The organism is Pseudomonas sp. 273 (assembly GCF_029201425.1).
GTDB lineage: Bacteria > Pseudomonadota > Gammaproteobacteria > Pseudomonadales > Pseudomonadaceae > Pseudomonas > Pseudomonas delhiensis.
Genome location: NZ_CP116775.1, coordinates 1,540,862 through 1,561,538, shown reverse-complemented (window position 1 = coordinate 1,561,538; position 20,677 = coordinate 1,540,862). Strand labels below are relative to the sequence as shown.

The 20,677-nt window shown below is 71.5% G+C and carries 17 protein-coding genes; 10 read left to right on the top strand and 7 right to left on the bottom strand.

Annotated elements, in window-relative coordinates; genetic code table 11:
- Position 1: 1 nt before the first annotated feature.
- Entirely contained in the window at positions 2-877 is an 876-nt protein-coding gene (locus PKO50_RS07585; protein ID WP_275629269.1) for a triphosphoribosyl-dephospho-CoA synthase, read from the bottom strand.
- Positions 877-2,526 (bottom strand): malonate decarboxylase subunit alpha, encoded by a 1,650-nt coding sequence (gene mdcA, locus PKO50_RS07580; RefSeq protein ID WP_275630440.1) that lies wholly within the window; start codon positions 2,524-2,526, stop codon positions 877-879. The genes PKO50_RS07585 and mdcA overlap by 1 nt, the downstream gene beginning before the upstream one ends.
- A 288-nt stretch (positions 2,527-2,814) precedes the next feature.
- Here mdcA and PKO50_RS07575 point away from each other — a divergent pair, with 288 nt between their 5' ends.
- The 5 genes from PKO50_RS07575 to PKO50_RS07555 all read left to right on the top strand — a co-directional run bounded on the left by PKO50_RS07575 (position 2,815) and on the right by PKO50_RS07555 (position 8,954).
- A complete protein-coding gene (locus PKO50_RS07575; protein WP_275630439.1) occupies positions 2,815-3,924 on the top strand; it encodes a porin in 1,110 nt (369 codons plus the stop codon).
- Between the two features lie 148 nt (positions 3,925-4,072).
- On the top strand, positions 4,073-5,239 hold the full coding sequence (locus tag PKO50_RS07570; RefSeq protein ID WP_275629268.1) for a M20 aminoacylase family protein: 1,167 nt from the start codon (positions 4,073-4,075) through the stop codon (positions 5,237-5,239).
- A gap of 69 nt (positions 5,240-5,308) precedes the next feature.
- The gene (locus tag PKO50_RS07565) at positions 5,309-6,631 is read left to right on the top strand and encodes a citrate-proton symporter (protein WP_089394901.1); all 1,323 of its coding nucleotides are present in this window, start codon (positions 5,309-5,311) and stop codon (positions 6,629-6,631) included.
- 9 nt (positions 6,632-6,640) lie between these two features.
- The gene (locus tag PKO50_RS07560) at positions 6,641-8,107 is read left to right on the top strand and encodes an amidase (protein ID WP_275630438.1); all 1,467 of its coding nucleotides are present in this window, start codon (positions 6,641-6,643) and stop codon (positions 8,105-8,107) included.
- 76 nt (positions 8,108-8,183) lie between these two features.
- Positions 8,184-8,954 (top strand): helix-turn-helix domain-containing protein, encoded by a 771-nt coding sequence (locus PKO50_RS07555; RefSeq protein WP_275629267.1) that lies wholly within the window; start codon positions 8,184-8,186, stop codon positions 8,952-8,954.
- Positions 8,955-8,961: 7 nt separating this feature from the next.
- On the opposite strand, the gene PKO50_RS07550 is transcribed toward PKO50_RS07555, so the two are convergent.
- Complete coding sequence (locus PKO50_RS07550; protein ID WP_275629266.1) at positions 8,962-9,807, bottom strand: CAP domain-containing protein; 846 nt, start codon at positions 9,805-9,807, stop codon at positions 8,962-8,964.
- Between the two features lie 163 nt (positions 9,808-9,970).
- On the opposite strand from PKO50_RS07550, the gene PKO50_RS07545 reads away from it, so the two are divergent.
- From PKO50_RS07545 to PKO50_RS07525, 5 genes are all read left to right on the top strand, one after another.
- On the top strand, positions 9,971-11,302 hold the full coding sequence (locus PKO50_RS07545; protein WP_275629265.1) for a CHASE2 domain-containing protein: 1,332 nt from the start codon (positions 9,971-9,973) through the stop codon (positions 11,300-11,302).
- Between the two features lie 38 nt (positions 11,303-11,340).
- Complete coding sequence (locus PKO50_RS07540; RefSeq protein WP_109934780.1) at positions 11,341-11,703, top strand: hypothetical protein; 363 nt, start codon at positions 11,341-11,343, stop codon at positions 11,701-11,703.
- 11 nt (positions 11,704-11,714) lie between these two features.
- The gene (locus tag PKO50_RS07535) at positions 11,715-13,286 is read left to right on the top strand and encodes a M48 family metallopeptidase (protein WP_275629264.1); all 1,572 of its coding nucleotides are present in this window, start codon (positions 11,715-11,717) and stop codon (positions 13,284-13,286) included.
- Positions 13,287-13,454: 168 nt separating this feature from the next.
- Positions 13,455-14,042: an NAD(P)H-dependent oxidoreductase gene (locus tag PKO50_RS07530; RefSeq protein WP_275629263.1), complete on the top strand. Its 588-nt coding sequence runs from the start codon at positions 13,455-13,457 to the stop codon at positions 14,040-14,042.
- 1,052 nt (positions 14,043-15,094) lie between these two features.
- Entirely contained in the window at positions 15,095-15,376 is a 282-nt protein-coding gene (locus tag PKO50_RS07525) for a peptidylprolyl isomerase (protein WP_089394026.1), read from the top strand.
- Between the two features lie 47 nt (positions 15,377-15,423).
- On the opposite strand, the gene PKO50_RS07520 is transcribed toward PKO50_RS07525, so the two are convergent.
- The 4 genes from PKO50_RS07520 to PKO50_RS07505 are packed head-to-tail and all read right to left on the bottom strand — an operon-like array spanning position 15,424 to position 20,397.
- A complete protein-coding gene (locus PKO50_RS07520) occupies positions 15,424-16,725 on the bottom strand; it encodes a hypothetical protein (RefSeq protein WP_275629262.1) in 1,302 nt (433 codons plus the stop codon).
- Positions 16,722-17,834: a DUF917 domain-containing protein gene (locus PKO50_RS07515; protein ID WP_275629261.1), complete on the bottom strand. Its 1,113-nt coding sequence runs from the start codon at positions 17,832-17,834 to the stop codon at positions 16,722-16,724. Before PKO50_RS07515 ends, PKO50_RS07520 begins: the two co-directional genes overlap by 4 nt.
- A 21-nt stretch (positions 17,835-17,855) precedes the next feature.
- Positions 17,856-19,478 (bottom strand): hydantoinase/oxoprolinase family protein, encoded by a 1,623-nt coding sequence (locus tag PKO50_RS07510; RefSeq protein ID WP_275629260.1) that lies wholly within the window; start codon positions 19,476-19,478, stop codon positions 17,856-17,858.
- A complete protein-coding gene (locus PKO50_RS07505; protein WP_275629259.1) occupies positions 19,453-20,397 on the bottom strand; it encodes a transporter in 945 nt (314 codons plus the stop codon). Before PKO50_RS07505 ends, PKO50_RS07510 begins: the two co-directional genes overlap by 26 nt.
- Between the last annotated feature and the right edge of the window lie 280 nt (positions 20,398-20,677).

Sequence of the window (20,677 nt, the reverse complement as noted above, 5' to 3'; positions counted from 1 at the left end):
GTCAGAGGCTCCCGGCCCACCCGCCGAGCGCGGCGGGCAGGCGATCCAGAAAGAGACAGGCGGCCAGCAGGTCGGCGGCGCCGCCAGGGGATGCGTTGAGCGCCAGCAGCGCGCGGTCCAGCTCGCGCAGCGCGCGGCGCCCGGCCAGGGTGGCGCTGCCGCCGGCGTCGAGCACCACCCGCGCGCCGCCCTGCATGGCGCGCAGGCCGGGCTGGCCGGCGCGGTGCAGCACGCAGGTGTCGTCCAGCACCGCCATGATCGCCAGCAGCGCGTCGAGCCGGGCGTTCTGCTCGCCGGCGCCGGCCGCGCGGCTGCGCCGCAGTTGCGGCAGGCCGTGCAGCACCACGCGGGGGAAGCCCAGTTGCGCTTCCTCGCGGGCGCCGCCAACGCCATAGCGCTGGCGCACCTTGTCGCCGTGGCTGTTCAACTGCGGCTGCGCGCGGTCGGCCAGCAGGGCGATGCGCCCGGCGCGGGCAGCCACCGCCTCGGCCTGCGGCTGCGAGGTGTCGAGGGCGGCGGCGGCGCTCAGCAGGCCCAGGGCCCAGATGGCGCCGCGGTGGGTGTTCACCCCGGCCGTGGTGCGCAGCATCTCCGCCTCGCCTTCGCGGCCCAGGCGGCCCAGGCTTTCGCGCAGCGGCAGGCCGACTTCGCCATGGGCCCGCGCCGCTTCGGCCATGGCCTGGAAGCACGGCCACAGGCTCAGCGCCGAGGCCTGCATCAGGCCCAGGTGCAGATCGCTATGCGCACCACTGCCGCGGCGGTCCACCAGCGCCGGCTTGGGCGACAGCTCGGCCTCGTCGATCAGCGCGTCCACCGCCAGGTCGGCCAGGCATTCGCCCAGGCCGACGCGGGGTTCGAGTTCGTAGGCTTGGGCCATCACCAGCTCCTGAAGCGCGCCGGCGGCTCGTACAGGCCACCGGACCAGTCGACCAGTTCGCCGATGCTCTTGGCCGCGAGCAGTTCGCGGCTGGCGTCGGCGCGGCGGATGCCCAGGTCCTCGGGCAGCGCGATCAGCCCTTCGCGGCGCATGCGCTGGGTCTCCTTCGGGTCATGGCGCAGGCCGATGGGGCTGATGCCGGCCACCGCGGCGATCATCGCCCGGCGTTCCTCCAGCGAGCGCGCCTTGTACAGGTAGGCGATGCCTTCCTCGGTGAGCACGTGGGTGACGTCGTCGCCGTAGATCATCACCGGCGCCAGCGGCATGTTGGCCTTGCGCGCCACCTCCACCGCGTCGAGCTGCTCGACGAAGGTGGGTTTGCCGCCGTCCTGGAAGGTCTCGACCATCTGCACCACCAGCTTCTTGCCGCGCGCCAGCAGGGCCTCGGGCTCCGGCCGCATGTCCAGCCAGGCCGGGGTGGAATGCCGCCGGCCGCGCGGGTCGTGGCCCATGTTCGGGGCGCCGCCGAAGCCGGCCAGGCGGCCGCGGGTGACGGTGGAGGAATGGCCGTCGCCGTCCACCTGCAGGGTGGCGCCGATGAACAGGTCCACCGCGTACTGCCCGGCCAGCTGGCAGAACATGCGGTTGGAGCGCAGCGAGCCGTCGCGGCCGGTGAAGAACACGTCCGGGCGCTGGGCGATGTAGCGCTCCATGCCCAGCTCGGTGCCGAAGCAGTGCACGCTTTCCACCCAGCCGCTCTCGATGGCCGGGATCAGCGTCGGGTGCGGGTTGAGCGTCCAGTGCCGGCAGATCCTGCCCTTCAGCCCCAGGGACTCGCCGTAGGTGGGCAGGATCAGCTCGATGGCCGCGGTGTTGAAGCCGATGCCGTGGTTCAGCGACTGCACGTTGTGCCGCTCGTAGATGCCGCGGATCGCCATCATCGCCATCAGCACGTGCACCGGCTTGATGTGGCGCGGGTCGCGGGTGAACAGCGGCTCGATGTAGAACGGCCGGTCGGCCTCGACCACGAAGTCGATCCAGCTCGCCGGGATGTCCACCCGCGGCAGGTCGCGGGGGTCGTCGACGATGCGGTTGACCTGGGCGATGACGATGCCGTCGCTGAAGGCGGTGGGCTCCACCAGCGCCGGGGTGTCCTCGGTGCTGGGGCCGGTGTAGAGGTTGCCCTCGCGGTCGGCGACGAAGCCGGCGACCAGGGCGACGTTGGGGATCAGGTCCACCACCAGGCGCGAGTACAGCTCGATGTAGGTGTGGATGGCGCCGATCTCCAGCAGCCCGTCCTCCAGCAGCTGGCCGATGCGCAGGCTCTGCGGGCCGGAGAAGGAGAAGTCGAGCTTGCGCGCGATGCCCAGCTCGAACAGGTCCAGGTGCTCGGGGCGGCCGACGCTGGGCATGATCATGTGCAGGTCGTGGACCTTGCCCGGGTCCACCCGGGCCAGGCTGCGCGAGAGGAAGTCGGCCTGCTTCTGGTTGTTGCCCTCCAGCACCACGCGGTCGCCCGGGGCGATCAGCGCCTCCAGGGCCCGCACCAGGTGCTCGCGCGGCAGCACCGCGCCGTCGGCCAGGTGGCGCACCCGTTCGAGGCGGCGCGCCTTCTCGGCGCGGCGCCGCGACCACTGGGGCGGGGGGATGTCTGGATCATCGGTACCTCCACGAACGCTGCTGTCGTGGACGCACCTTAGGGACCCGGCGGCGGGGGCATCAATCAAGCCCGGCGCATGATCGTTAACCTGAGCGTAACGTTTGACCCAGCCTGCCAATGGTTCCGCGCCATGGAACCGCTGTGCATTGCCCGCCGGGCCCTCTCCGGATTCTGCTGAAAACGCGCCGACAGTCCCGCCAAGGGGACAGGCGGACCCCGCGAACAACAACCAGAATCAGGAATCCGCGCCGTGCACACCCCACTCAGCAAGCAGTCGCTGTTCCCCCTCGTCGCCCTGCTGGCCGCGCCCCTGGCCGCCCAGGCCGACGGCTTCCCCGGCATCGCCCGCATCGCCTCGGGCTTCGGTTACTACAACGTGGACAAGGGCTTCGACGACAAGGCCAGGGTCTACGGGACCCTCGACGCCTTCGCCGACTACCACGACTCCGGCCACCACTCCGGCTGGCGCCTGGAGGGCGGCGGGGCCTGGACCAACAAGCTGGGCCTGTACCTGCGCAAGGCGCTGGACGAGGACACGGTGCTGGAGGCCGACGTCGAGGAAGGCTTCAACCTCAACGGCCAGGCCCTGGACCAGCACTGGAAGCAGGTCGGCGCGCTGCGCCTGGCGCTGGTGGCGCTGCGCACCCGCCACTACGGCAAGCTGGAATTCGGCAAGACCTACAACATGAGCACCCCGACCTACGCCGACCCCTTCCTCGCCGTGTACGGCTCGCCCTACACCTTCCTCACCCTGCCGCCGCGCGGCAAGGGCGCGTACTACCTGGACGTGCGGCCCAAGCACACCCTCGCCTACACCACCCCGAGCTACCACGGCTTCAGCGTCGGCACGGCCATGACCTTCGGCTTCGACGACGCCGCCAGCGCCGGGAAGACCGTGCGCGGCAAGGGCGTGAGCCTGCAGTACCGCGACAGCCGGCTGATCCTGCTCGGCTCCTACAATGACTACCTGAGCGACCCGTGGGACGACGGCGGGCGCAGCCGGCAGACGCACAACGCCTTCAAGAGCGCCTCGGCGTTCTACGACTTCGGCCCCTTCTCCTCCAACCTCACCTGGCAGCGCCAGGACGTGGACTACCCCGGCACGCCGAGCATGACCGCCTGGACCCTCGGCTTCATGCTGCCGGTGGGCGAGCGCGACCTGGCGCGGCTGGTGGCCACCCGGCGCAACGTCGACAGCGGCGAGCAGGACGCCACCGGGGTGATGCTCGGCTACGACCACTTCCTGCGCCCGAACCTGGCGCTGTACGGCCGTGTGGCGCTGATCGACAACCAGCGCCAGGCCGCCGTGAGCTACGCCGGCATCCCCGTCGAGCAGGCCGGCGACGACCCGTCCAGCCTGGCCATCGGCATCTACTACCACTTCTGAGCGCGCGCGGTTCCACAGGGTGGAACCACCGCGCATTGCCCCGTCACGGCGCCCGCGCTTTGCTGGTAGCCATCCGAGCCGGCGGCCCCGCCGCCGGTAACCGCCAACAAGACCGGACTCCAGTCCGGCTACCCCGGGAGAGCCCCACATGTCCCTCCACGCTCACATCCTCGCCTGGCTGAACGACAGCGCCGACGAACTCAAGGCCCTGCGCCAGGACATCCACGCCCACCCCGAACTGGGCTTCGAAGAACGCCGCACCGCCGACCTGGTGGCCGACCTGCTCGGCCAGTGGGGCTACGAGGTGCACCGCGGCGTCGGCCGCACCGGCGTGGTCGGCGTGCTGCGCAACGGCGACTCGCCGCGGCGCCTGGGCCTGCGCGCGGACATGGACGCGCTGCCCATCGAGGAAGCCACCGGCCTGCCCTACAGCAGTTGCCACCACGGGCGCATGCACGCCTGCGGCCACGACGGGCACACCGTGATGCTGCTAGGCGCGGCGCGCTACCTGGCCGCCACGCGCAACTTCCAGGGCAGCCTGACACTGATCTTCCAGCCCGCCGAGGAAGGCCAGGGCGGCGCCCTGGCGATGCTGGAGGACGACCTGCTGCAGCGCTTCCCCTGCGACGCGCTGTTCGGCATGCACAACATGCCGGGGCTGGAAGCCGGCCACCTGTGCTTCCGCAGCGGGCCGATGATGGCCTCGCAGGACCTGCTGGAAGTTCGCATCGACGGCGTCGGCGGCCACGGCTCGATGCCGCACCTGAGCGTCGACCCGCTGGTGGCGGCGTCCAGCGTGGTGATGGCGCTGCAGACGGTGGTGGGGCGCAACGTCGACCCGCAACAGGCGGCGGTGGTCACCGTCGGCGCGCTGCAGGCCGGCGAGGCGGCCAACGTCATCCCCCAGCAGGCGCTGCTGCGCCTGAGCCTGCGCGCCCTCGACGCCAAGGTGCGCGAACAGGTGCTGGAGCGGGTCAAGGCGATCATCCACAGCCAGGCGCAGAGCTATGGCTGCACGGTGCAGGTCGAGCACCGCCCGGCCTACCCGGTGCTGGTCAACACGGCAGCGGAAACCGCCTTCGCCCGCGAGGTCGGCCTCGAGCTGGTGGGCGCCGACGAGGTGCGCGAGGCGCCCACGGTGATGGGCAGCGAGGATTTCGGCTGGATGCTCCAGCGCTGCCCCGGCAGCTACCTGTTCATCGGCAACGGCGCCGGGGCGATGGTGCACAACCCGGCCTACGACTTCAACGACGCCATCCTGGTGCGCGGCGCCGCCTACTGGGCGGCGCTGGCCGAGCGCTGGCTGCGCCCCTGAGCGCCCTTCCCCCTGCCACCTCCCTCACCCAGCCGCGCGCCCGCCCCGGGCGCGCCAGGAGCACCCGTGATGCAGACCTCTTCCCGCGCCGTGTCGCGCAACCACCAGGTGGCGGCCGCCGTGATCGGCAACGCCCTCGAGTGGTACGACTTCATCGTCTATGGCTTCCTCTCCAGCCTGATCGCCCGGCTGTTCTTCCCCGCCGAGAGCGCCTACGCCTCGCTGCTGATGGCCCTGGCCACCTTCGGCGTGGGCTTCTTCATGCGCCCGGTGGGCGGCGTGCTGCTGGGCATGTACGCCGACCGCAAGGGGCGCAAGGCGGCCATGCAGCTGATCATCGCGCTGATGACGGTGGCCATCGCCCTGATCGCCTTCGCCCCCGACTACGCCGCCATCGGCGTGGGCGCGCCGGCGCTGATCGTCATCGCGCGCATGCTGCAGGGCTTCGCCACCGGCGGCGAGTACGCCAGCGCCACGGCCTTCCTGGTGGAATCCGCGCCGGCCAACCGCCGCGGCCTGTACGGCGCCTGGCAGCTGTTCGGCCAGTGCCTGGCGGTGTTCGCCGGCGCCGGCATGGGCGCCCTGGTCACCCACAACCTGTCGCCCGAGGCGCTGGACGCCTGGGGCTGGCGCGTGCCCTTCCTGCTCGGCCTGCTGATCGGCCCGGTGGGCCTGTGGATGCGCCGGCACATGGAGGAGACCGAGGACTTCGTGCGCGCCAGCAGCCAGGAAAAACCCGTGGGCCTGCGCCAGGTGCTGCGCGAGCACCGCCGCGCGGTGCTGGTGACCATGGGTTCGACCATCAACGGCACCGTGGCCTTCTACGTGGTGCTGGTGAACATGCCGACCTTCGCCCACACCCAGCTCGGCCTGCCGCTGGACCAGGTGTTCATGGTGCAGATGCTGGCGGTGGCGCTGATGACCCTGATCATCCCCGTCGCCGGCGCCCTCTCCGACCGCTACGGCCGGCGCCCGGTGCTGTTCGCCGGGGTGCTCGGCTTCACCCTGCTGGTCTACCCGCTGTTCGCCTGGGTGGCCGGCGCGCCGAGCATCGGCAACCTGCTGGTGATGCAGCTGGTGCTGTGCAGCCTGATCGGCATCAGCTACGGCCCGGCGCCCACCGCGGTGGCCGAGCAGTTCCCCACCCGCGTGCGCTCCACCGGCCTGGCCCTGGCCTACAACGTGGCGGTGATGCTGTTCGGCGGCTTCGCCCCGTTCATCGTCGCCTGGCTGACCCAGGTCGGCGGCACCCCGGTGGCGCCGGCCTGGTACGTGCTGGCGGCCTCGCTGATCGGCCTGTTCGCCCTGGCCTTCCTGCGCGAGGGCGCCCCCGAGGCGCTGGCCCGCCGCCGCGCCCGCGCTACCCTTTCCCCCACTGCCCGGAGCCTCTGAATGACCGTGATGACCGCGCCCCACGCCACCCCGCTCGACGAGGACATCGTCGCCCTCGACGCGCTGCCGCTGTCGGAAGCCATCCGCAGCCGCCAGGTCAGCTGCCGCGAGGTGATGCAGGCCTACCTGGCGCAGATCGACCGCTACAACCCGCGGGTCAACGCGCTGGTGTCCCTGCGCCCCGCGGAGGAACTGCTGCGCGAGGCCGACGAGCACGACCGCCTGCTCGCCCGCGGCCACTGGCGCGGCTGGCTGCACGGCATGCCCCAGGCGCCGAAGGACCTGGCGGCCTGCGCCGGGCTGGTCACCAGCATGGGCTCGCCGCTGTTCGCCCGCCAGGTCACCGCCCACGACGCCTACGTGGTGGAACGCGCGCGCCGGGCCGGGGCCATCTTCGTCGGGCGGAGCAACGTGCCCGAGTTCGGCCTGGGCTCGCACACCTACAATGCCGTGCACGGCATCACCGGCAATGCCTACGAGCCACGCCTGAGCGCCGGCGGCAGCAGCGGCGGTGCCGCGGTGGCGCTGGCCCTGCGCATGCTGCCGGTGGCCGACGGCAGCGACATGATGGGCTCGCTGCGCAACCCGGCCGCCTTCAACAACGTCTACGGCCTGCGCCCGTCCCAGGGCCGCGTGCCCTTCGGCCCGTCCAACGACCTGTTCGTCCAGCAGCTGGCCACGGAAGGCCCCATGGGCCGCAGCGTGGCCGACGTGGCGGCGCTGCTGCGCACCCAGGCCGGCCATGCCCCGGGCGCGCCCCTGTCGCTGCGCGGCGGCGACGACCTCGACGGCCCGCTGGAGCGCGACTTCCGCGGCGCGCGCATCGGCTGGCTGGGCGACTTCGACGGCTACCTGGCCACCGAGCCGGGGCTGCTGCAACTGTGCGAGGCGGGCCTGGCGGACTTCCGCGCCCTGGGCGCCGAGGTCGAGCCCTGCCGCCCGGACTACGACATGGCGCGCCTGTGGCACTGCTGGCTGGTGCACCGCCAGTGGCTGGTGGCCGGCAGCCTGGCCCCGGCCTACGCCGACCCGGCGCTGCGCCGCCAGCTCAAGCCGGAGGCGATCTGGGAAGTGGAGTCGGGCCTGGGCCTGGGCGCCGCCGACGTCTACCAGGCCTCGCTGGACCGCAGCGACTGGTACCGCGCCCTGCAGAAGCTGTTCGAGCGTTACGACTACCTGCTCCTGCCCAGTGCCCAGGTGTTCCCTTTCGATGCACAACTGGCATGGCCGGATGCCATCGCCGGCCGCCCGATGGACACCTACCACCGCTGGATGGAAGTGGTGATCGGCGCCACCCTCGCCGGGCTGCCGGCGATGAACGTGCCGGTGGGCTTCAACCCCGCCGGGCTGCCCATGGGCGTGCAGATCCTCGGCCCGGCGCAGGCGGACCTGGCCGTGCTGCAACTGGCCCACGCCCACGAACGGCAGACGCGCTGGGTCGCCCGGCGGCCGCCGGCGCTGCTCGATGAACGCTGAGGCGCGCGGCCCGCTCGGGCATGGCACGCATCCTGCCTCCCCATTGCCGACGGCACTGGGTACATGGGGAACGGCGATGCAAGGGAAAGAGGAAGGCAGCACGGTGCGCTCGGTGGAGCGCGCCCTGGCGATCGTCGAGCTGCTCGGCGAACACGGCTCCCTGGGGCTGGAGGAACTGCACTACCTCACTACCCTGCCCAAGGCCACCGTCTCGCGCCTGCTGCACACCCTGCAGGAGCAGGGCTGGCTCTACCGCGGCCTGTGCGACCGGCGCTACCGGCTGAGCTCGCGGCGGTTGTTCGGCGACGCCGACGAGCGCCGCAGCCGGCGCCTGGTGGAGGAAGCCGCGCCGCTGCTCAAGGCGCTGAGCGAACGCACCGGGCTGGTGGCCGACCTGTCGTTCTTCGACGGCGCCGACCTGCGGGTGATGGAAAGCTCGGTGCCCGAGCGCCTGCGCAAGCGCTACCCGAGCAACCGCATGATCGTCGGGCTCAAGGCCAGCCTGTTCCACTCGGCCATGGGCCAGGCCTGCCTCGCGGCGCTGGACGAGCAGTACGTGCGCAACCTGGCCGAACGCCACGCGCTGCAAGGCGAGGAACTACTGCAGTTGCACGAGCGCGCGCACCACCGCGGCTTCGGCGAACGCACCGAAGGCCACTGGGAATACTCGGTGCGCCTGCCCTTCCTGATCCGCGCCATCGCCCTGCCGGTGCGCGCCGGCGAACGCCTGCTAGGCAGCGTCGCGCTGCACTGGCCACAGGACCAGGGCAGCGTCGAGCAGGTGCGCCGCCAGTACCTGGGCAGCCTCGGCGACACCATCGAGCAGTTGCAGCGCAGCCTCGCCTGAGGCGCGCTCAGGGCGCGCCGAACATCGCCGTCCAGTAGATGCCGGCGTCGCTCTTCGGGTCCACCGCGTAGGCGGCGCCCAGCTCGCGGTACTGCGGGCTCATCAGGTTGGCGCAGTGGCCGGGGCTGGCCAGCCAGGCCTGCACCACGGCATTCGCGGTGCCCTGCCCGGCGGCGATGTTCTCGCCCACGGAACCGGCGCTGTAGCCGCCCAGCTCGGCGCGGTCGCCCGGGGTGCGGCCGTCGCGGTCCAGGTGGGAGAAGTAGTTGCCATTGGCCATGGCGCGGCTGTGCTCCTCGGCCACGCTGCCCAGCACCGCGTTCCAGCTCAGCGGCGCGGCCTTGGCGAAGCCCTGCCCGCCACACTGGCGCGCCTGCCCGCGCGCGGCATTGACCGCCTGCAGCAGCTTCTGCCCCTCGGCCTGCCAGTCGCCCAGCTTGCCCTGCAGCAGCGGCCGCGCCAGCACCACGCGCCAGTCGTTGCCCTGGCGGCTGACGCCGACCTCGATGAACTGCGGGTCCAGCAGCACCTGGCAGAAACTCTCCTGCAACGCCGCCATGGCCGCCTGGGCGTCCTTCGGCCCGCTGAGGCTGAGCATGCGCGCGCTGCTCATCGGGTAGCCGGTGGCTTTCAGCGCCGACTGCCAGTCGGAAATGCCCGGCGCCAGGACCAGGCGCGAGTCCTGCCCCAGCGGCGGCAGCGCCTCGCTGGCCCGGCCGGCGCAGGCCTGCGGCTGGCTGCGGTAGACGTTGATGGCTTCGAGCAGCGGCTCGGCCGCCACGGCATGGCCGGCGCCGGCCAGCAGCGCCAGGGACGGCAGGAGGCATCGCAGAACGGACGGCAACACGCGCATGTAAGGCTCCCCTTGGTGGACTGGCGGACATGATGCGCGATCCCGCGGGTTTTCGCTGCCCCCTGGCGCACCCCGGGCGCCCGGCGAATAGATGGCACTTTCACATCACGAAACAATGATGGCAAAATGACGCCAATGAATCGCCATGTGCAGGGAAGCCAGGTTGCAGTCGGTCACGTCCTTCGTCTCGCGTTATGCCCGCCCGATCCTCTTCGGCCTGGCGGTCGCCTTCATCGCCCTGTGCGACCCCTTCGGCCTGGCCAGCTCCTCCAACGCCGCCTCGGCGCGCTGGCTGAACCGCCTGTTCGCCGAGCGCTACCCGGACAGCGGGCAGCGCCAGGTGGTGGTGCTGCTGGTCGACGACGCCTACCTGCAACGCCACCAGGCCTACTGGCCGCTGCCCTACAGCGAGCAGAGCAAGCTGTTCAAGCGCCTGCTCGCCTACCAGCCCGGCGCGGTGTTCGTCGACCTGCTGTACAGCCATGACCACTCCCGCGCGGTGCCCGGCCAGCAGCCGCTGATGGAGAGCCGGTTGCTGGCCAACGTGTTCGAGCGCTACCAGCGCCAGGACATCGCCCTGCTGCTGGCCAACACCGGGTTGCCGGGCGGCGTGGACGGCGCGGTCAACGCGCTGCCGCGCTTCGCCGCGGTCAGCCGCCCGGCGCTGGTGTCCTGGAGCGGCTTCGGCGACCAGTACCCGCTGGCCCTGCAGACCCCGCTGGGGCCCCTGGAAAGCCCGGCCCTGGGCCTGTACCGCGAATACTGCCGGCGCCACGCCTGCCCGGCGCTGCCGGCCGACGCCGAGGCTGCCGCGCAACTGCCGGCCATGGCCCTGCAGTGGGGCCTGAAGCTCTCGCCGCTGCAGGAACACATCTCGGCCATCGGCCACTGCAGCGCCCCCGGGGTGTTCCGGCAGATGCTCCAGGCGATGTTCTGGAAGCTCGGCAACTCGGCCCAGGCCACCTGCCCGTACAGCCTGACGCTGACCGCCAGCGACCTGGAAGCCACCGCCGACGAGGACCGCGCCCTGCTGCGCGAGTTGCTGCGCGGCAAGCTGGTGCTGGTCGGCGCCAGCATCGCCGGCACCGGCGACCTCACCCTGTCGCCGCTGCACGGCAAGATCCCCGGCGTATACCTGCACGCCATGGCCCTGGACAACCTGATCGCCTGGGGCCCGCATTACTACCGCGACCCACCGGCGCTGGCCGACTTCAGCCTGGGCTCGGTGAACCCGCTGGACCTGGCGCAGCTCGCCCTGCTCGGCCTGATCGCCCTGCTCAAGTTCCTCCAGGCGCGGCCCGCCGGGCGCTGGCCGCACAACCCCTGGTTGCGCTCGCCGCTGGCCGGCCTTGCGCTCATGACCCTGCTGCTGGCGGCGCTGAGCTATGCGCTGTACCGGCTGAACATGACCCCGGTGAACGTGCTCGGCATCCTCCTGCTGTCGCTTTCGTTGTTCGCCGAGAAGATCCAGGAACGCCTCGGGCGCAACGCCTGATGAGGCTTCGGAAACCGCCCGACTCAAGGAGTCCAGAGATGAGCAAGACCTCCCTATTCCTGCTTTGCGCCCTGTTCAGCCAGAGCCTGTTCGCCGCCAGCCAGGTGGTGGGCTACCTCGACGACACGGTGGAACTGCTCGACGACCAGGGCAAGCTGCAGCGCGCGGTGCCCAGCGCCAGCCTGCCGCAGCAGGCGCTGCCGGTGCTGCAGTACGACAGGGAACTGGACCTGGTGGAGGTCGAGGTGAGCGGGCAGAAGGTCTGGCTGGACAGCATGGCGGTGCGCGTCGACCCGCCGCTGCACGTGGTCGACCTGCCCTGCGGGAAACTCACCCGCAGCCAGGCCGAGGACCAGCAGAACAATTCCACCATCGGCTTCGGCGCCGGGTGCAAGAAGTGAGGGCGGCGCGCATGAAGACCCCGCTGCTGGCCCTGCCGCTGCTCGCCCTGCTGGCCGGCTGCCAGACCCTCGACGGCGCCCACAAGGCGGCGCTGAACCTGATCGGCCCCTCCACCCAGTCGCGGGTGCAGGGCCACTACCTGGACCAGGCCGAGGTCCGCGAGTACTACCGGCTCGACCCGCAACGCTCCAGCCAGCAGCGCCTGAGCTTCGACGGCCGCACCCTGCCGGCCAGCGAGATCCGCCAGCAGAACCTGGTGCAGATCCCCGAGCTGCAGGCCTACCTGCAGGGCATCGTCGAGCGCCTGGCCAAGGGCTGGCCGGGCGAGGCGCCGAAACTGCAGGTGCGCATCACCGACAGCTATGCCTTCGGCCCCTCGGCCGACCCCTTCGGCACCCTCTTCGTGCCCCTGGGCATGCTCGACAACGTCGAGAGCGAGGACGAGATCGCCGCCATGCTCGGCCACGAGATGAGCCACGTGCTGCTGCGCCACCACGACCGCCTGGCCGCGTTCCAGCAGCAGAAGGAGCTGATGCTCAACGTCGCCACCACCGTGGTGGTCGCCGCGGTGGCCGCGGACACCGGCGTGGACCGCAGCACCGGCCGGCTCAGGCTGGTCAGCAAGGACCCGCTGGGCACCCGGAAGACCATCGGCAATACGCTGCTCTACACCGCCCTGGCCAACAGCTTCTCGGACAACGTCTGGAGCACCGCCTGGGGCCGCACCCAGGAAGACCAGGCCGACCTGCTGGGCACCGACCTGATGATCCGCGCCGGCTACGCGCCGCGCGCCGCCAGCGTCAGCCTGCAGCGCCTGGGCGATTTCCAGGGCAAGCAGGAACCGCTGCTCGGCGGCTTCCTCAAGGCGCGCCAGGGCGCCATGCAGGAATCGTTGCAGCAGTTCGACCTGAACCGCTTCAGCCGCGAGCTCGACACCCTGCTCGACCAGGGCCTGGGCACGGCCATCTCGGCCACCGGGCAATACTTCACCCGCTCGCACATGTCGCCCACCGACCGCGACGAGGAACTGCGCAAGTACCTGCACCGCGAGTACCGCCAGCAGGCCCGCGCGCGGGTCGACCGGCGCAGCTGGCCGCAGGTGCGCGACTCGGCGACGGTGCGCGCCTCGCTGCAGGGCTACAAGGACGCCTACGCCGCCACCGCGGCGCTGGAGCAGAAGCAGCCGGCCCAGGCCCAGGCCTTCATCGCCCGCGCCCTGGCCTCGCCGGTGGGCAACCAGCCCGGGGTGCGCCGCGCCGCCTTCAACGTCCACCTGGACCGCGGCGACGGCCGCGCGGCGCTGGCCGACCTGGAGTCGATCCAGGACTGGTCGCTGGCCGGGCCGTCGATCTACGACCTGATGATCAGCTACCACCTCAAGCGCAACGACCCGCAGGCGGCGCTGACGATGATCGACAAGGCCGAGCGCAACCTGGGCTCGGAAGAACTGTTCATCACCGAGAAGCTGCTGGCCAACCGTCAGCTCAAGGCCGACGACCAGGTGCAGTTCGTGTTGCGCAAGTGCGAGCAGTACCCCAGCCGCAAGGAAAGCTGCCGCAAGCTGGTGCCCCGCTCCGTCTGACGCCCCCGGCATCGCCGGTGGCCGGGCCGCCGGCGATTGCATGACCTGGAGCAACGCCGGGCCCCGATTCGTGAGCTGAAAGCACAAATCAATTGCCGCGGGGCCGGTTTTTCCGGCCCCGGGCCCCGGCTATCCTGCCGGCCATCCACAGCTTTCGGAGCCCCTGCCATGAAAAACATCCTCCTGCTCAACGGCGGCAAGCAGTTCGCCCACTCCAACGGCCAGTACAACGCCACCCTGCACGAGGCGGCCCTGGCCCACCTCGACCACGCCGGCTTCGACGTGAAGGAAACCTTCATCGACGGCGGCTACGACATTCAGGAAGAGGTGCAGAAGTTCCTCTGGGCCGACGCGGTCATCTACCAGATGCCCGGCTGGTGGATGGGCGCGCCCTGGACCCTGAAGAAGTACCTCGACGAAGTCTTCACCGCCGGCCACGGCAGCCTCTACGCCAACGACGGCCGCACCCGCTCCGACGCCTCGCAGAAGTACGGCAGCGGCGGCCTGATCCACGGCAAGCGCTACATGCTCTCGCTGACCTGGAACGCCCCGCAGCAGGCCTTCGACGACCCCGGCGACTTCTTCGAGGGCAAGGGCGTGGATGCGGTCTACTTCCCCTTCCACAAGGCCAACCAGTTCCTCGGCATGAGCCCGCTGCCGACCTTCCTCTGCGTGAACGTGATGAAGGAGCCGAACATCGAGGCGGACGTGGCGCGCTACCACAGGCACCTGGACGAGGTGTTCGGCCGGCGTTGAGGCAGGGTCTGCCCCATCCGCGCCGTTCCCCTGTAGGAGCGCACCCTGCGCGCGAAATCGCGGGCAGGGCCCGCTCCTACATGATGGGGCCCCGCTTTTCGTAGGAGCGAGGGGGACGCCTAGTTCTTGCTCGCGAACCTTGGGCCTGTGCTCCGATCTCCATCCCTCGTCATTGAAAAGACGTCGGGCTTGGGTGTAGCGCGCCGCTCCGAGTGCGTTGATGTTTCTTGTTTCGCCCCCTCGGGCGAGTCACTTTTGTCAATCGCCACAAAAGTAACCAAAAAGGCTTGCCCCGCATACGGGCCCGATAAAGCCGGGCTACCCTCACGAACTCCCCCGCCACGGAGGCCCGCCCCGAGGGTACGTCCCTGTAGCCCATCGGGGCTCTCGCGACATCCATGTCGCATGACCTCCTGAGCGCCGGTTTCGCTCGGCCTTCTGAAGGGGCGTTCCGGTGCGCTCGGTTGTTTCTCTGGAAATCCAAAATCAAGAGCGGCACTGCTCTTCGTAGGAGCGAGCTTGCTCGCGAACCCTGACTCGGCCCCCTCCCTAACCCTCCCCCGCAAGCGGGAGAGGGGACCGTTCGGCGTGATGCGAAACCGCGAAGCTCCCGGGCTCCCCGTACGGCGTTATCCGCCATGATCGCGGACAGAGTCCGCTCCTACGGTTCCAGGAAGCACCGTTGTAGGAGCGGACTCCGTCCGCGATTGGTCCCCGCCACGCCGGACGCCCCGGTCGCACGGCAAACGGCGGATAACCGCGAACGGTTATTCGCCCTACGTCTGGCGTAGGGCGCATAACGCCTACGGCGTTATCCGCCAAATCGCGGACAGAGTCCGCTCCTACAGCTCCAGGGAAGCACGGGCGTAGGAGCGGACTTCGTCCGCGATTGGATTCACCGGCCACGCCGGACGCCCCGGTGGCACGAACGGCCCCCTCTCCCGCTTGCGGGAGAGGGTTGGGGTGAGGGCGCTCCGACGGAAACCCTCCGCCCCCCGCCGGCAAATGCGCTAGTCTCTGCGTCCCTTTCCCTGCCTTTGAGGAGCAACATCATGGCCCGCGCTTCCGCCCGTCACATCCTGGTTTCCAGCGAAGACAAGTGCAATGAACTCAAGGCCGCCATCGAGGGTGGCGCCGACTTCGCCGCCCTGGCCCGCGAGCACTCCACCTGCCCGTCCGGCCGCAGCGGCGGCGACCTGGGCTCGTTCCGCCCGGGCCAGATGGTCCGCGAATTCGACCAGGTGGTGTTCAGCGCGCCGCTGAACCAGGTGCAGGGCCCGGTGAAGACCCAGTTCGGCTACCACCTGGTGGAAGTCACCAGCCGCGAAGACTGATCCCCCACGCCGGGCGCGCGCCCTTACAGCCGCGCCCGGCGCCTCGCCTACCCCGCCCCGTCGGGGCGCAGCGTCCCCCGCCCTTCCTGCCCCTCGCGACGCGCAGCGACACCCCGCAGCAGCAGATAGCAGGCAGCCGCCACCAGCAGCGAATCCAGCGCCGGCACCCAGGTCAGGGTGAACGGCCAGACCGCCTGCAATGCCGCCGCCAGCACCCCGCAGGCCCAGGCGCCGAAGGCTTCCAGCCGCCAGCGGCGCGGCTTGCGCACGGCGCCCCGCAGGTTCAGGTAGTAGTTGCACAGGTAGACCCCGCCCACCGGCGGCAGGGCCACGGCCAGCAGCGCCAGGTAGTGCTGCAGGGCATCGCCCAGGCCGGCCAGCCCCAGCACCGCGCCGAGTACCCCGGTGAACAGCGCCAGGCGCCGGCGCTGCACATGGGGTGCCACGCTGGCGCACACCAGGGTCGCCGCGTAGAGGTTGTAGGCGTTGGTCGACCAGGCCGAGAGCAGGATGATCAGCATCGCCGGCAGGCCCAGGCCGAGGGCGAGCATGATCGCCACCAGTTGCCGTTCCCCGGTGGCCAGGCTGGGCAGCCCGGCCAGCGCCAGCACCAGCGGGAAGCCCAGGCCGAAGGCGCAGAACACGGCCAGCAGCGCGCGGCCGGGCGATAGCGCGTGGCGGCAGATGTCCGGCAGCAGGATGCAGCCGATGACCACGCCGCCCACCACCAGCGACATGCCCTGCAGCACCGAATAGTCCCCGGCGCCGCCACCCGCGGGCGGCACGCCGTGGCCCTCTAGCGCCACCCAGCAGGCCCACAGCAGCAAGCCCAGCTTCAGCGGCGTGGCCAGCTGCGACAGCCCGTCCAGGGCGCGGAAGCCGACCAGGTTGGTGACCAGCATCAGCAGGCAGCCGGCCAGGCTCCAGCCCAGCGCCGGCACGCCTGCCAGGAAGGCCGGCGCGACCGCCGCCATGGCCTGGCCGAACAGGCCGGCGACCACCCCGAACCAACCCAGCAGCGCCAGCGACAGCACCAGGTTGACGCAACGCCCGCCAACGGAACCAAAGGCATCGAGGATCAGCATGTAGGTGCTCAACCGCGAGCGCGCCCCGGCATAGGCCGCGGGCAGCGCCAGCAGCAGGAGCACCGCGCCGCCGCCCAGGCAGGCCAGCAGCGCCTGCTGGCGGCCCAGGGCGTGGGCCAGTTCGGCGCCGGTGACGAAGCACGGCAGGGCGATCAGCGCGCCCATCAGGATCAGCCCGATGCGCCAGGCACCCAGGCCTTCGCCGGGCGGCAGGGCGCGGGTGGCGTGGTCGCCATCGGGCCGCGCGGGGGATAGCTCGTTCATGCTTGCGCCCTCCCCTGCGTGTCGGCCAGGAAGGAGCGCCACGGCGCCTCCAGGCCGAAGCGTTCCGGGCCCACCACCGCCAGCGCCGCCTCGCTGAGCAGGCACGGCGGCGCGGCGTAGGCCAGCAGGCGCACGCGCATGCCGTAGCGCAGGTTCTCGGCGGTCAGCGGCTCGGCGCTCTCGCTGTCCAGCAGGCACAGCAGGTCGGGCACCACCGCCAGCATACGCTCGCCCTGGCGGGCGCGGAGGAACTCGTTCTGGATGTCGATGGCCACCGGTTCGCCGCTGCCGCTGGCCGGTTCCAGCAGCGCCTGGCCCCAGTGGAAGCCGTCGCGGGTCTCGTGGCGCACGTCGGCGACCTTGCCGTCGAACAGCTCGCGGGCGCGGCGCCCCGGCTCCAGGCCGTCGAGGAAGCGCACCAGCTCGGCCACCGGGTCGGCGCTGCCGGCGCGCGCCTCGCGGATATGGCGGCCGATGCGCAGGGCCTGGGTCACGCTGCCCGGCACCGCGAAGCGCTTCACCCGGGCCCCGTCCAGCGGGTAGAGCACGCCGTACAGGCTGCCGCCCAGGCTCCCGGCCAGGGCCCGGGCCATGCGTTCCAGGCTCGGGTTGTCGGCGGCGCTCAGGTGCGCCAGGTTGCCCAGGTCGTCGCTGAACAGCGCCGGCGAGGCGCTGCAGCCGTGGATGCCGAAGGTGGTCATGTCGATGTGCGGGAAGGCCCGGCCGATGCCGTCGGCGTCCACCAGCGGCAGGCCGCTCAGGGCCGCGGCGGCCAGCGGCAGCATGGCGTTGGCGCCACCGACCTCGGCGCAGACCAGCGCGTCTATGGGCCGCCCGTAGAGCGCCTCGGCCTGGCGCAGCAGGTGTTTCAGCGCGGTCTCGCTGAGCAGGTGCTCGACCAGCACGGTGGGCGCGCCTATCCCGGCGACGCTGACCACGAAGGCCTCGTCGGCGAGTTCGGCCAGCGGCAGCAGGCGCGGCTGCAGGCCCCGTTGCAGCTGGCGGCGCAGGAACAGCTCGCCGACATGGGGGTCGCCCCCGCCGCCGGTGCCCAGCAGCACGGCGCCGCGCGCCAGGTCCTGGCTGGAAAGGATATCGAAGCAAGGCATGGTCTGGACCTCTTCGGGGTTTCAGTGGGCGGCGGCCAGGGCCAGGTCGCCGACGGCGCGGACCTGCACGCGGGTAGCGCCGGCGCGCAGGTGGGTCATGGGCAGTTCGTTCAGTTCCACCACGTCGACGCTGGTGGGCTCGGCGCCGGCCTGCACGGCGGCGTCGATGGCCTCCTGGCGGGCCTGCCGCAGCACGCTTTCGCGGTTGCCCGGGTGCATCTGGAACAGGCGGTCGACGCGCCCGCTGACCTGGGCGATGGCCGCGCCTATGGCGTTGGCCACGTCCGCCCGGGCCGGGCGCAGCACCTGGGGAGCGCCCTGCAGCTGCATCGGCAGGAGGATGCTGCCGCCGCCCACCAGCACCACCGGCAGCGGCACGCTGCTGGTGCGCATGCGTTCCAGGGCCTGCTCCAGTGTCCCGCGGATGGCGGCCATGGCCTGCTCCACCAGGGCCGGTGCGAGGCCGGCGAGGCGCCGCGGGTCGCCGATGCCCTGCAGGCCGTGGGCAGCCACGGCGATATCGGTCGCGCACAGCGTGTCGCCACCGAACACCAGGGCCCGCTGGGGCAGGTGCAAGCCCAGGGATTCGGGGCCGAGCGTCGGCCGGCCATCGGTCAGGTGCACCCGGGTGCCGCCGCCGAGGGCGACGGACAGGGTGTCGGGCATGCGCAGGTTGCAGCGCACCCCGCCCAGCTCCAGGGGGCCGGCAGTCTGCCGCGGGAAGCCGTCGACCAGGGCGCCGATGTCGCTGGTGGTGCCGCCGATGTCCAGCACCAGGGCGTTCTCGAGGCCGCTGAGGAAAGCCGCGCCGCGCAGGCTGTTGGTCGGCCCCGCGGCGCAGGTGAGGATGGGGAAGCGCGTGGCCGCTTGCGGGGTGATCAGTGTGCCGTCGTTCTGGCTGATGAACAGCGGCGCATCCAGCTGCAGGCGGCGGAAGGCCCGCTGCAGGTCGCCGACCACCCGCCGCGCCAGCGGCTGCAGGCTGGCGTTGACGATGGCCGCGTTCTCCCGCTCCAGCAGGCCGATGCCGCCGACGTCCGCGGACAGCGTCAGGTGCAGGTCGTCGCCCAGGGCCTTGCGCAGCACCGCCGCCGCGTCCTGCTCGATGTCCGGGCGCAGCGGGGCGAAGGTCGAGGACAGCACCAGCGCCTCGGCGCCGCGCTGGCGGATCATTGCGGCGATGCGCCCGAGCTGGCGAACGTCCAGCTCGCTGTAGGTTTGGCCGTTGAACAGCGCGCCGCCGTCGGCCAGGTGGGCCTGCCCGTCGATGGCCTCGCACAGCTCCGGCGGCCAGCCCAGCAGCGGCGGCACGCCGTCGCCACGGGGCAGGGCCAGGCGCACCACCGCGACCCGCGCCAGCTGCCGGCGTTCGAGGAAGGCATTGAGCAGTTGGGTGGTCCCCAGCATCACCGCGGCCACCGCCGCCGGCTCCACCGCCGCCTCGCGCAGCAGTTCGGCGACCGCCGCCGCCACGCCGTCGCCGACCGCCTCGGTGGTGGGGCGCTTCAAGGCGCAGAGCACTTCGCGGCCGCACATCAGCACGGCGTCGGTGTTGGTGCCGCCGACGTCGATGCCGATGCGCAGCAGGGGGTATTCTTGCGGACCATGGGCTCTCTCCTCAGAGCGAACGAGACCAGACGACATAGGCGGTATTGGCCGCCAGCGAATTGCGTGTGCTCACCGGCGCCAGCGCCTTGAACTTCAGCGAGCCGGCGCCGCGCGGCAGGTCGTAGGCCAATACCGGCCCCAGCGCGGTGGCGCGGTAGCGCCGGCCGTCCGGCTCGACGCGGGCGCCGTGCTGGCGGTCGTCGTCGAGCTGGCGCGCGTGGTAGCCGGCCAGGCCCAGTTGCCAGCGGCCGATGCGCTGGCCGACGGCGAAGTTGAGGTTGGCCACGGTGCCGCTGCTGTAGTCGGTGGCCCGGTTCCGGGAAGCGACGTTGACGAAGGCGTGCAGGCTCAGCTCCAGGCCCTCGCCCAGGGCGTTCGGCCCGCCCAGGTAGGTGAGCGCGGCGTTGGGCACGAAGAAGTAGACGTTGCGCCCGGAGGTGTAGAGGTCCGAGGTGTTGTAGCGGCCGCTGGGGAACACCATCGAGTACGCCAGCTTGAGCGTCGCCCCGGTGGGCCGCTGGCCCGGGGCGGCGTCGCCCAGGTAGCGGCTCCACATCAGCAGGTCCGCGTAGAGGTCGCCGAAGCCCTGGTAGTGCTCGGCCTCGCCGTTGATCTCCATGCGCCCGCCGTTGACGCTGCCCTGCAGGCTGGAGGCCAGGGTGCCGCCGAGGAACTGCCCGGGGTAGACGTAGAGCAGGCCCAGCGCGGCCACCTGGGCCGTCATGCTGCCCTCCAGCGCCGGGTCGCGGCCGCCGTCGTCGCCATGGAAGCGGTCGCCGCTGGCGTAGCCGAGCACCAGGCCGCCATACAGCCCGGAAGTGGCCGGCAGCAGCGCCGCCCCCAGGTCGGTACCACCCACCGGCCCGCCGTAGCTGGCCCCTTCGGCGGCGTATGCGCAGGCCAGCGGCAGCGCCGCCTGGCCGAGGAGTACTGCGGTCGTTCTTCGAAGGTTCATTGCACGCCTCCTGCGCCCTGCCGGCGGAACCGTGGCGGCCCGCGGCATGGCGGAGCTGGCGGCCTCGCGGGCCGCGTATTGTCGTTGTCATGGGCAGGCTTCGCGGCGCGGTGGCGCCGCTGCCTGCCGCTCGCAGTATGCGAAGGCGCGCCGGCGCGGGCCGGCCCGGGATGAGGGAAGGGGTGGATAAATCGGGGAGGCCGGCGACGGCCGTCAGCGGGGCGCGGGCGGGAATGGGCGGGCGGAACCCGCAGGCAGGCGGCCGCTGCGCCGCAAGGGC